General features: G+C 53.3%; 13 protein-coding genes. All 13 read right to left on the bottom strand.

Annotated elements, in window-relative coordinates; all coding sequences use genetic code 11:
* Nucleotides 1-4: 4 nt before the first annotated feature.
* The 13 genes from rplI to EP25_RS0119850 all read right to left on the bottom strand — a co-directional run bounded on the left by rplI (nucleotide 5) and on the right by EP25_RS0119850 (nucleotide 11,937).
* Complete coding sequence (gene rplI / locus EP25_RS0119910) at nucleotides 5-451, bottom strand: 50S ribosomal protein L9 (RefSeq protein ID WP_031435478.1); 447 nt, start codon at nucleotides 449-451, stop codon at nucleotides 5-7.
* 44 nt (nucleotides 452-495) lie between these two features.
* A complete protein-coding gene (locus EP25_RS0119905; RefSeq protein WP_031435477.1) occupies nucleotides 496-1,407 on the bottom strand; it encodes a YybS family protein in 912 nt (303 codons plus the stop codon).
* 15 nt (nucleotides 1,408-1,422) lie between these two features.
* Nucleotides 1,423-1,650, bottom strand: coding sequence for a 30S ribosomal protein S18 (rpsR, locus tag EP25_RS0119900; RefSeq protein ID WP_031435476.1), 228 nt, complete (start codon nucleotides 1,648-1,650; stop codon nucleotides 1,423-1,425).
* A 26-nt stretch (nucleotides 1,651-1,676) separates the two neighbouring features.
* The gene (gene rpsF / locus EP25_RS0119895; RefSeq protein WP_031435475.1) at nucleotides 1,677-2,099 is read right to left on the bottom strand and encodes a 30S ribosomal protein S6; all 423 of its coding nucleotides are present in this window, start codon (nucleotides 2,097-2,099) and stop codon (nucleotides 1,677-1,679) included.
* Nucleotides 2,100-2,429: 330 nt separating this feature from the next.
* Nucleotides 2,430-3,635, bottom strand: coding sequence for a flagellar hook-length control protein FliK (locus tag EP25_RS22690; RefSeq protein ID WP_031435474.1), 1,206 nt, complete (start codon nucleotides 3,633-3,635; stop codon nucleotides 2,430-2,432).
* Between the two features lie 28 nt (nucleotides 3,636-3,663).
* Nucleotides 3,664-4,116, bottom strand: a complete 453-nt coding sequence (gene fliJ, locus EP25_RS0119885) for a flagellar export protein FliJ (protein ID WP_031435473.1) — start codon at nucleotides 4,114-4,116, stop codon at nucleotides 3,664-3,666.
* Nucleotides 4,113-5,486, bottom strand: coding sequence for a flagellar protein export ATPase FliI (gene fliI / locus EP25_RS0119880; RefSeq protein ID WP_031435472.1), 1,374 nt, complete (start codon nucleotides 5,484-5,486; stop codon nucleotides 4,113-4,115). Before fliI ends, fliJ begins: the two co-directional genes overlap by 4 nt.
* Nucleotides 5,483-6,220, bottom strand: a complete 738-nt coding sequence (locus EP25_RS0119875) for a flagellar assembly protein FliH (protein ID WP_031435471.1) — start codon at nucleotides 6,218-6,220, stop codon at nucleotides 5,483-5,485. Before EP25_RS0119875 ends, fliI begins: the two co-directional genes overlap by 4 nt.
* Nucleotides 6,207-7,211, bottom strand: coding sequence for a flagellar motor switch protein FliG (gene fliG / locus EP25_RS0119870; RefSeq protein WP_031435470.1), 1,005 nt, complete (start codon nucleotides 7,209-7,211; stop codon nucleotides 6,207-6,209). Before fliG ends, EP25_RS0119875 begins: the two co-directional genes overlap by 14 nt.
* A complete protein-coding gene (fliF, locus tag EP25_RS0119865) occupies nucleotides 7,204-8,973 on the bottom strand; it encodes a flagellar basal-body MS-ring/collar protein FliF (RefSeq protein WP_031435469.1) in 1,770 nt (589 codons plus the stop codon). The genes fliG and fliF overlap by 8 nt, the downstream gene beginning before the upstream one ends.
* Nucleotides 8,974-8,991: 18 nt before the next feature.
* A complete protein-coding gene (gene fliE / locus EP25_RS0119860; RefSeq protein WP_031435468.1) occupies nucleotides 8,992-9,303 on the bottom strand; it encodes a flagellar hook-basal body complex protein FliE in 312 nt (103 codons plus the stop codon).
* A gap of 56 nt (nucleotides 9,304-9,359) precedes the next feature.
* Nucleotides 9,360-10,733 (bottom strand): sigma-54-dependent transcriptional regulator, encoded by a 1,374-nt coding sequence (locus tag EP25_RS0119855; protein WP_031435467.1) that lies wholly within the window; start codon nucleotides 10,731-10,733, stop codon nucleotides 9,360-9,362.
* Nucleotides 10,720-11,937 (bottom strand): sensor histidine kinase, encoded by a 1,218-nt coding sequence (locus EP25_RS0119850; protein WP_031435466.1) that lies wholly within the window; start codon nucleotides 11,935-11,937, stop codon nucleotides 10,720-10,722. Before EP25_RS0119850 ends, EP25_RS0119855 begins: the two co-directional genes overlap by 14 nt.
* Nucleotides 11,938-11,979: the final 42 nt, after the last annotated feature.

The raw sequence follows: 11,979 nt of genomic DNA, 5'->3' as shown, positions 1-11,979 counted from the left end.
TTACTTACTCGGCTTCGACAGTCACCGGTACGGTTACGTCGACATCGGAGTGCAGGTTGATGTCGATTTCGTATTCCCCCACCTGACGGATAGCGCCTTGCGGCAGGCGAACTTCGTGTTTTTCCACTTTAGCGCCCGCTTCGGTAATCGCCTCGGCGATATTTTGCGTACCGATAGAACCGAACAACTTACCTTCTTCGCCGGCTTTCTGTTTGATGATAACTTTCAGTTTGCCAATCGCCTCGGCCCGTGCTTGAGCAGCAGCCAGTTTTTCCGCCGCAGCTTTTTCCAATTCCGCACGGCGCGTCTCGAATTCCTTGATTTTTTCCTCGGTCGCTGCAACAGCCTTGCCCTGAGGAATCAAATAATTGCGACCGTAACCGGCTTTAATCGTTACTTTGTCACCCAGATTACCCAAATTGGCAATCTTTTCCAGAAGAATAACTTCCATCGCTTTATACCTCGTTTAATCGACTCTTCGTCGAATTAGCGGACTCATTTAGTGTCCGTTTGATTTGAAATTTTATTGCGTAAGTCCAGCCAAGTATCGCCCAATCCGAACAAAGCCACGGCGATCGCCACATGGGGTATCATCACCAGGGTAATGTATAGAAACGGCACCATGAAACGACCACTCTTCGCCTTCGCGAAGGCATCGTGTAACGCTGCCGTGCCGGTAATGGTGTACAGCACGAACAACAACACAATCACGTTCCAACAAGCTTCGGCCACCTTACCCGACAAAGCCAGCGCCATGGCCACCACAACCAATGTCGCCAACGCCAGTTGCGGATGCAAGCGCAGCGACAAGAATTCACTGCGGAAACCGCCGGGATTGTACAGCACCGCCTGCCACCAGCGCGCCAAAAACAAGCCGAATAGAACACCGTAAACAATCCCAGCGGCGATCGCACCTGTCATCAGGCGGGAAAATCTAACGAGGGATTGAGTAATTTCCTCGGCCGGAACACCGGGCTGAGTGAGCATCGGTTGAAACATCACGTTCAACACATTGTTCCACAACGCGGCAGGGGCGGGATGATAAAGGTAAAAACCTATCACGCCCAAAACACCCAAAATCACGGTGATTTCGATGGTTACGGCCAATTGCCGTCCCTCGCGTAAAACAATCGCGATCAGCCAAACCGGCAGCCAAATCACCAAGCCGTACAACAGGGCAATGTGGGAGCCGATGGGCAAGAACATGCCTAATATTGCCGCGGCCACGCAGGAGGCGATCAATACCCACAGCCCTTCTCCGGCCCCACGCCGTAAAGTCACCAGTGCGACGGACGCCGAACTTACAATACTGACGGGAGGAAAAAGCAAAGCCAGCAAGGCTAACGAAGAAGCGACCGTCGTGGCCTGAAAACGCCCCTTCATGATGTAACCCGCCAGAAACTTCACTTTGCTTCCCGTATGTTACTTATGTGCGTCGCAATAAGGCAGCAAGGCAATATAACGGGCCTGTTTGATTGCCTTCGACAATTGTCTTTGATACTTCGCACTGGTTCCAGTGATGCGGCTTGGAACGATTTTACCGGTTTCGGTAATGTATTCGCTCAACAAGTCCAGGTTTTTGTAGTCGATCACGACTGCCTCTTCGCCACTGAAACGGCAGAATTTTTTGCGTTTTACGTTACGTGCCATAATAATCCTCGTAATCCAATTGTTAGTTATTCAGCGTCGGAAGTGTCCGCGTCTTCGTCCAGCTCTTCCTCTTCCTCATCACTCTCTTCTTTAGCATCCGCTGAACTGGATTTTTCCTCTGCCGCCCCGCCTTCTGCGGCAATGATCGGCGAAGGATCGGTGATGGCTTCCTGTCTGACCAGAGTCATGCTACGTAAAATAGCGTCGTTAAAGCGGAAACCGCTTTCCAATTCATCCAGCGTGTCCTGGTCGCACTCAATATTCATCAGCACGTAATGCGCCTTGTGAATTTTTTTAATGGGATACGCCAACTGTCTACGCCCCCAGTCTTCCAGGCGATGTATATAGCCGGAAGCTCCCTCGATCGTCGCTTTATAGCGCTCGATCATGGCAGGGACCTGAGCACTTTGATCAGGGTGTACCAAAAAGACAATTTCATAATGTCGCATAGTCGCTCCTTACGGTTAAGCCTCTCGCTACGTCTTAAAATAACGATGAAGCAAGGATGGGCGGATTGCCCGATAAAACGATCAATTATAAAAAGATATTAGCTTTGATGCAAAATTGATTTGCATCACTCCGCTATCGGGATATTTAATAGTGTAAAGATAGAGATTGACGGCCTTCGCTGCCAGAGAACTTGAGATCGTAGAATAGCTGGGGAAGCATTGCCCGACTCCCTCCCGAACCTACCGGTTCCAGCCAAGGCAAAATACGACTCGCCTTGGCTTGCCGCTATTCCACGCTTATGCTGTAGTACCGCCCAGGTCAACGACCGCCTAGGCGAATAGACTTAAAATGCCTTGGCTGGCAATCGCTCGGCCCGCTTCGATTTCATCGGCGATGGTTAGCGGTTCGGCATTTTCTGTAAGCTGTCCGCCGTTCTGGTGACTGCGTTGATCATTCGCCATTTGAGAAAAATTGTTGCCTTGCCTTTGTTCCGAATGCTGCTGGGATATATCCACGTTCACCAGATTCAATTGCTGCGACCCCAGCATTTCCCGTAACCTCGGTATGGCTGCCTCGATGGCTTCCTTGACCACGGCATGATGCGTGGTGAACGCGACCGAGGTCTGCTCTTGATGGACATCGACCCGAATCGATACCGGACCTAAATGGCGCGGGTTCAAATTCAATTCGGCGGAGGGAATGTTTTGTTTATGCATCCATACTATTTTGTCGGACAATTCATTGCCCCATTGCGGATGAGCGAAATGCCGCCCCATAGGCGCCAATTCGTTTTTTTCGACTGCGACCGCACGATTCAGCAGGGCGATATCCGCCGCCATTTTGGGTATTGCCTGCTCGTGTTTCGGCATTTCCTGCTCGTGAGAATCGCTCACATTTTTCTTAAGCGGCAAAGACTCGTCGTTATGTTTTTCCTCGACTTCGGGTAAATTTTCCTTGGCCATAGCGGTCCTATCCTGTTGCACCTTCAGCGTTTCCTCTTTGGCTTGATTATTCGGCGAAATCGCCGGGGCAAGCGTTTGATTCTTTTCTTCCTTAGCCCCAAACCCGGACAATGGCAGCGGGCCGGACGCTTGCTTCTCCCTCGCGTCGTCAGGCGCAACCGGATTTACCGAAGCTTGAACGGCAACCGGCGAAGAGTTTTGCAACGGCACGACAGCTTCCGCCACCAACTGGGCCAGCTCGTCGACATCCTCCGAGGCTTCCGTTGTGCCGATGGTTTTCAGGACTTTGGCCAACGCCTGCAAAGTCGACTCGAGGTCGATATCGTTTTCTTCGCCGACAGCCGGCAAGTTCTTGCCGGAAAAGACGGCAAGCTCTTGCAATAGTGAAAGTCCGGCCTGGTCGGATGACACGGGCAGCGTTTGCTGCGTTTCCTGCAAGTGGGCAATTTGCTCTCTCAAGGCGGAAGAGAATCCCTCAGGCAAACTGCCGTCTTGCAGCCAGGTAGCCGGCAATTGTTCCGCTCCGACCAACGCGGTAAAAAATGATTGTAAACCGGACGCTTCAACATTCATGATCGCTCTCCAAAAAACCCGCCCTTAATCAAGCAGTTCCCATGCCATTCTTGCGTCCTGCCCTAGAGGCCCGCTCATCCTGCTCCGCTTGCTCCCGCTTGTCGGCCAGTTTCACTTCTTCCAAGACCGCCCGTTCACCAATTTTTTGCAGGCTCTGGGTTTTGCGATGATTTTGCTCCCAGTTTTTACGAAACCGCAGCAACTCCTTGTTTTTATCTTCAACGGTTTGCTGTTGCGCTGCGATCGCCTTGTCCAACTTGTCGATAAAAGCCCGAAACTCCAGCAATTGCCCGATAGACATTCCCCGGCTTTCGGCTGCGTCGAATTTTTCCGCATATTCACGCCGATAACTGCGTAGATTGCGCAATTGTCCCTCCAGCGCCTGTTTCTGCTGCTGGCAAGCGCCCAATGCCTGCAACGATTGCTTTTCCTGTTGCGCCTGTATATCGATAATAACTTTAAATCGTTCCGATTTTTTCATGTTCTCTCCTTATCCGTCGCCGTTTCTACGCCTAAAACCAACGCCAACTCGCTTAGGCTCCTGCTGATATCCACCGACTCGTTCATGTCCTGTTGCAAAAATTCCATAATGGCAGGATTCTTGGCGATCGCTTGGTCGATACGGGGATCGGATCCCGGTTGATAGGCGCCGACACTGATCAGATCCTTGTTTTGTTGATAAATGGAATATAAGCGCCGCAACTCACGGGCCATTTGCATATGCTGCACCTCGACGATATCCGGCATGACGCGACTGATCGAGGCTTCGATGTCGATGGCCGGAAAATGGCCCGATTCGGCCAGCGTTCTCGACAATACCACATGGCCATCCAACACCCCTCGCGCGGCATCCGCAATCGGATCATTGGTATCGTCGCCCTCCGCCAATACGGTATAAAACGCCGTAATCGAGCCTCCTTGGACATCGCCGTTGCCAGCCCGTTCCACCAAGGCCGGTAATTTAGCGAATACCGAAGGCGGATAACCCTTGGTGGCCGGCGGTTCGTCGATGGCCAGCGCGATCTCCCGATAAGCCTGGGCATAACGGGTCAGGGAATCCATCAACAACAACACGTCCAAGCCTTGATCGCGAAAATATTCGGCAATACTGGTGGCCAGCATCGCGCCATGCACCCGCATCAGCGGCGAATCATCGGCCGGCGAGGCAACCACCACGGCCCTTTTCATGCCTTCTTGGCCAAGTATCTTCAAAACGAACTCATTGACCTCGCGGCCCCGCTCGCCAATGAGCCCGACCACGACGACATCGGCCGTGGTAAATCGCGTCATCATGCCCAGCAATACGCTTTTGCCGACGCCGGTGCCGGCGAACAAGCCCATACGTTGACCGCGGCCGACACTGAACAAGGCATTGATAGCCCTAACTCCGACATCCAACGGTTCGCGTATTGGTTTTCTGGACAGAGGGTTGATGGTACCGCCTGACAGCAATACTTTGGCATCCGTATTGAGCGGGCCCTTATTATCCAACGCTTCGCCGCTCCCGCTTAGCACGCGTCCGAGCAAGCCGAAACCGACCTTGGCCAAACTATTCGTCCCCAACGGAATCACCCGGCATCCCGGTTCCAGGCCATGGGTATCGCCGGTAGGCATCAGATAAATTTTACTGCCGGCAAAACCGACCACCTCGGCACCGATACGCGCGCCATTCTTGCCTTCAACCTGGCATAGCGAACCGATGGCCGCCCGGCAACCTTCCGCTTCCAACGTCAACCCCACCATCCTCGACAAACGGCCCTCGACCACCAACTCCGGGGTTTCGTCCAGGCGAGCGATATAGGGTCTCAAACGTTGCAGCCAGTTTTCGGTTCGGTTAGCGCTAGGTATCATGGGGTTTGATCTCCGCGCCTTTCTCCGCCCAATACCTTGGCGACAATGGCCGCCAAGCGATTTTCCACCGTGGCGTCGACATGCGAGGCGCCGCTTTCGACGATACAACCGCCCCGCATCAGCAGCGGGTCTTCCCGAATTCCCCAGGGGGGTGACATTTCGTCCAACACCAATGCCTTGCGAACCAGTTCGGCATCTTCGGGGTGCAAGGTCAACGTGATTTTACGACTCGCCAGCGGTAGCGCCTGCACGGCTTCCCTGACTACCGCGACAATCTGCCCCGGATCGACCTTGATTTCCCGGCGTAGCAACTGCCTCGCGATACCGATCGCCAACTTTACCAACTCCCGCTCGACTTGTTCATCCAATTGCTTAAACGGCTCGGCCAACGCCTCCAATAAGCTGACGAATTCAGCTGTCTGTTTGCGTAACAAATGCACATTGTCGTCGTAACCCTTTTTCGAACCTTCGTCGAAGCCCTGTTGAAAACCGGTTTTCTTGCCTTCTTCGATCCCTTCCTCGCGCCCCTGACCAAACCCCTCCTTGCGCCCTTGCTCGTAAGCTTCGTCATAGGCCTGTTGCTGCATGGCTTCGATTTCTTCAACCGTCAAAATTCGGGTTTCTTCATTGTCAACCGGTTCGGAACGAACCTCGCCAAAATTTTCCAAGCCAGACCATGTATCCAGCTTTTCCAACTCGTCCTGGGAAAATCTTCCCGGCTTAGACCAATTCATCGCCTCCACCGCCTAGCGACAATTCACCGGAATCGGCCAGTTTTTTGGCAATCGACAGAATATCCTTCTGCGCCATTTCGACCTCGCTCAGCTTGGTTGGCGGTGACGCTTCCAAATCGTCCTTTAACATTTCCGCCGCCCGTTTCGACATGTTACTAAAAATCTTATCTTTCAACCTGTCATCGACACCGCGCAACGCGACCAGCAATTGATCGGTGGAAACTTCTCGCAACAAGGTTTGAATACCGCGATCATCGACGGCGACCAAATCTTCGAACACAAACATCTTGTCTTGAATTTGCTGCCCCAGATCCGGACTGGTTTCATTGATATCCTCCATCATCGATTCGCTGATGGAGCCCTCCATGAAGTTGAGGATGTTGGCCGCGGCATCCACGCCGCCGACCACCGAGGACTTGACGCTATCGCTGCCGGTCAACTGTTTCTCCATGATATCATCTAGCTCCCGCAAGGCTGCCGGTTGCACCCCTTCCAGCGTGGCGATCCGCATCAACACATCGGAGCGCAGATTCGAGGGCAACAATGTCAACACTTCGGCCGACTGGTCGGCATCCAACAACGACAAAATAATGGCGATAATCTGCGGATGCTCCAACCTGATCAAATCGGCGATGGCTCGGGTGTCCATCCATTTCAGCTGTTCGATCCCTTTGCTGTTGGCGCCTAGCAGAATCCTGTCGATGATGCTGCCGGCTTTTTCCGCCCCCAAGGCATTAGTGAGCATGTTGCGGATATATTCGTCGGAATCCATGCCCAGCCCGGTTTCGTTTTTGACCTGCGAGATAAAATCTTCCAATACCGAGTCGACCATGTCCGACGATATGGGCCCCAGTCTCGCCATGGTGGAACCGACCATTTGCACTTCCTTGGGCCCCATATTTTTCAAGACGGCGGCGGCTCTGTCCTGACCTACCGCCAGCAACAGCAACGACGCCCTCTCCGCGTGATTTAACTTACCTTCCTCAGCCATCGTCTTTCAACCATTCCTTCAACACCTGAGAAACCAATTTCGGGTCCTCGTCTATCAACTTACGTACATATTCCAGCCGCTTTTCGTAGCTTTGCGGCGCATCCAGCAACAGTAAATCTTCCGCGCCACCAGCCAGGGCGACTTGGTCGGGTGTCCCGCTCGGGCCGACAGGCACGGCCACCGGCTTACCCCTTTCATCGAATTTGACCACGCCTCCCATCGCTTCCGCTTCTTCCCGCACTTTCGCCAATTCCTCGACCAATGCCTTATCTTCTTGCCTGGCAACCAAGCCCCGCAGGGTCGGGCGTAAAACTCCGAAGACCAGGAACAACACTACCGCGACGGCTATTGCTTGTTTCACCGCGTCGTTAAACCAGCTTTGCTCCCATAGCGGCAACTCGGGCAGCGGTTCAGGCTCGTCTTCGGCCCGGAAGGCGACATTAGTGACCGTAACCTGATCGCCACGGGCATTGTCGAACCCGACGGCCTGCTTGACCAGCGCCGTCATCTGATTAATGTCTTCACGCGAATAGGGCTGTCTGGCCCTATTCTCTCCTTCGCCGATAATTTTATTATCGACCACGACCGCGACCGACAGGCGCCGTAAATCTCCCGTCGCCAAACGAGTATGAGTGATGGTTTTATCCAGCTCGTAATTGCGGGTTGCGCTTTTGCTGGCCGAGGTCGGAGAAGACGAGGATGGCGTACCGGCCGGAGCAGTCGGCGCCGCTCCGCCGGCCACTTCCGGCGCTACGCCGGCCGGTGGCGGTTGATTGGACAACGCACCGGGGACACCTTGCACCGCCGACAATGAATTTTGTTCTTCCAGCGTTTGTTCGCTGCGCAAAGCCGGCAAATCGGGATTGAACATTTCCTGGGTACGTTCGGTCACCGTGAAATCGACATCGGCGGAAATTTGCGTGCGGAAACCATCGCTGCCAACCAATGGCGTTAAAATATTTCGAATCCTTTCCATCAAATGTTCTTCGATGTTTTTCTTGTATTCGAACTGTTTGGAAGTCAAATAAACCTCGGCCGAACTGTCTTGACTGCTCAATAACCGGCCTTTCTGGTCGACTACGGTCACCTGGGTGGATTCCAACATCGGCACGCTGGATGCCACCAAATGCACAATCGCCTCGATTTGCTCCTTCTCCAGCATTCTGCCTCGATACAAGTTGACGATGACCGACGCGCTCGGTTTCTTCTGTTTGCGCACGAATACCGATTGTTTTGGCAAGGCCAACAACACGCGGGCGGACTTGACGTTTTGAATGGTCATGATCGTGCGGGCAATTTCGCCTTCCAGCGCACGTTGGAAGCGCATTTTCTCGACACTCTTGCTGGTGCCGAAACTGGTTTCCTTATCCAGCAACTCATAACCGGTACTGGAACTGCGCGGCAACCCTTGGGCGGCGAGCTTCAACTTCAATTCGCGCACATCGCCGGACGGCACCATGATCGCGCCGGAACCGGTGTCCACCTGGTAATCCACCCCCAGTTTATCGAGCGCATCGATAATTTCGGCCGAATCCTGTTCGGCGATATTACTGAAAAGCAAATCATAGGAAGGCGTCTGCGACCACAGCACCACCGCCATGCCGATCGCCACGCTCAATGCCAAACCGAGCATCAGACCGAGTTGACGGACGGTCGACAGTTCCATCAACCCCTTAAAGGCGGGATGTATCGTCTGCCCCGTCGAAACCAGTTGGGATGATCCTTGTATGTCGGCCGCGCCGTTATTGTTTTGCTCACTCATGGCTGCAAACGATTAACCTTACATCGGCATGTTCATGATATCTTGATAGGCCTCGACCAGCTTATTGCGCACTTGCACCATGGCCTGAAAAGAGACACTGGCCTTTTGCGAGGCGATCATCACTTCCGCCAAACTGACATCGGGGTCCCCCATTTCGAAAGCCTTGGCCATTTCCGAAGAAGTTTGCTGGGTATCATTAACCGCATCGATTGACTGTTTCAATACCGCGGCAAAATCACCGTCACTATTGGCTGGCTGCGGTTTAGCGCCTGCCTCGATCGACATAGCGCGCATTTGCGCCAATACTTGGTCAATATTCATCTCAGTCATGTCGTTTACCCATTAATCTTTACCTGCCAAACTTTCAAGCATTTTTCGGGCCACACCTAACACGGCAGTGCGACACCCGATTCTTTCATGCGGGCCAATTTGTAACGCAATGTGCGCGGACTGATGCCAAGCTTTTCGGCAGTCATTTTACGGCTGCCATTTACCTCGTTCAGCGTTTGCAGGATTATTTTTTCCTCCACCGACCTGACCCCTTCTCCTAACGTGCTGATTTCATTCTCCTCTTTTGCTTCATGCACGTGAATGATATTGCCGGATTGTTCGACGAACGAAGTCCCAACATCCAGCGGCGCTTCTTCGAAGATTAGCTCATCCGCGCCGATTCGGCCATCCCGTTGCAGAATCAACGCCCGCTGGACAACGTTTTCCAATTCGCGCACATTGCCCGGCCATCGATAACACTGCATTTTTCTGACCGCCTCGGCGCTGAAAACGGGTAAATTATTGCCGCCGGCATGATGTTTCTGCAGCAATTCGCTTGCCAATGGCAAAATATCGTCGACCCGTTCGCGTAACGGTGGAATTCGCAGCGGAAACACGCTCAAACGGTAATATAAATCCTCCCGGAAACGCCCCTGATCGACATAATCTTTCAGCTTACGGTTGGTCGTCGCCAAAATTCTGACATCCAGCGTGACTTTTTTCTGACTGCCTAAACGCTCAATCTCCTTTTCCTGCAGCACCCTCAATAATTTAGCCTGCAACGCCAGGTCCATTTCCGAAATCTCGTCCAACAACAATGTGCCGCCCTGCGCCTGCTCGAACTTGCCGGCCGAAGCCTGAACCGCGCCGGTAAAGGCGCCTTTCTCATAGCCAAACAGCATGGCCTCCAGCATATTCTCCGGTATCGCGGCGCAATTGATCGCGACGAACGGCCCGTCGTTGCAACGCGATTGTTGATGAATATAACGAGCCAAGACTTCCTTGCCCGTACCGCTCTCGCCTTCCAATAAAACGGTCACATCGGTTTGCGCCACTTTGGCGCTGAGCGCATATAGCTGACGCATTTTACCGTCGGCCAGGATATTCGCCTGGACCGGCACGGTTTCCCGAACGATGAAGGGAGCGACTTTATCCACCAGCATGGCCGCCTCGAACGGTTTGATCAGATAATCGACCGCGCCGGATCGCATTGCTTCGACGGCTTTCGGAATCGTTCCGTAAGCCGTCATCAGCAAAACCGGCGTAGCCGGATAATGCATTTGCATATTATGCAGTAATTGCAATCCATCCATCATCGGCATTTGCACGTCGCTGACCACGAGCTTGAAGCCATGTTTCGCCAACTTGTTCAAGGCCTCGTTTCCGTTGAGCGCGGACATGACCCGATACCCTTCGACTTCCAAGGTATCGCGCAAGGCTTCGCACAAGGCCGAATCATCCTCAACGATCAAGACATCATACTGTTTCATAATCTGTAACCTCATTCTCGACGGGAGCGCTCGCATTGGATAACGTGACCGAATAGTGATTGATACAAGGCAGCAACAGCGTAAAAACCGTTCCCTGGCCGAGTACCGAGCGGCATTCTATCGAGCCGCTATGGGCACTGACCACGCTGTCGACCACGGCCAGGCCCAGGCCGGTACCGCTGCTTTTTGTCGTATAGAAAGGCTCGAACAGTCGTTGCCGTTGCTGTTCCGACATACCGACTCCGTTATCCTCGATACGAATCCCCAGGTTATAGTCGTCCTGCCGGAAAACCGTCATGGAGATTTCGCCATCATCGCCGCAAGCCTCCGAGCTATTGTTCAAAAGGTTCATCAATGCGCCGCGCAAGGCATCCTCGTTACCCAACATGGCATCGGCCTCGACACGATTATCCAATTGAAAAAGAATCGGACGTTCGGCCATGTTTTCCCGGACGAACTCCAGCAGATTGTTCAAGGAAAAACTTTCCATGCTCAAGCGCCCTTGCTTGGCGTATATCAGCATATCGTTGACCTGTCGTTCCAAATGATGCAGCCGCTCCAAAATCTTTTGGGAGAAGCGCTGGCGCTTATCGTCGTCGACGGCAGGCTTGTTCATTTGCGAGGCATAGAGAATGGCCGTCGCCAGCGGCGTCCTGACCTGATGGGCCAGACTGGCCGCCATTTCGCCCATTGCCGTCAAATGTTTCTGGCGGGCCAGCATCGTCTCTAAAGCGCGCAATTCACTGACATCAGAGAGCAGAATGATCTGCCCGGACTCGTTGTCCAAAAAATTGCGCGTCATAGTGACTTGCCTGCCGTCCGGCAGCTGGCGTTCGTGCGGCGTATCGCCGACTTGAGGTAAACGGCGCCGCATCACCGCCGCCCAATTTTCGCCCAGCAGCGGTTCGCCGAGAAAGTTAATGGCCAGCGTATTGCAATCGATCACTTGGCCGGCATAATCGAGAACGATCACGGCCGCCGGCAGCGCCGCTAAAATCTGTTGCAGACGCGTCGCAATTTTTTCCTTTTCCACCAAAGTTTTCAGGCGTTCGCCACGCGCAGCGGCTAATTCCCGATTCAGCCTGGCGACTTGGGCTTCGAGCCCCTGGTAAGAAGCGCTCAGATTTTGCGATAACTGATTGAAGAGATGAAAAGCATCGGCCAGGCGCTCCGCCTTTACCGCTCGTTGGTTATTGGTCTTCATTTTTACTGAGGTTCCGTCATTGACAAAACCTTACAAGCAAAA

Origin of the sequence: Methylomarinum vadi (assembly GCF_000733935.1) — a bacterium.
Taxonomy (GTDB): domain Bacteria; phylum Pseudomonadota; class Gammaproteobacteria; order Methylococcales; family Methylomonadaceae; genus Methylomarinum; species Methylomarinum vadi.
Note: the sequence above shows the minus strand (reverse complement) of the source record. Positions and strands in the feature narration are given on the sequence as shown.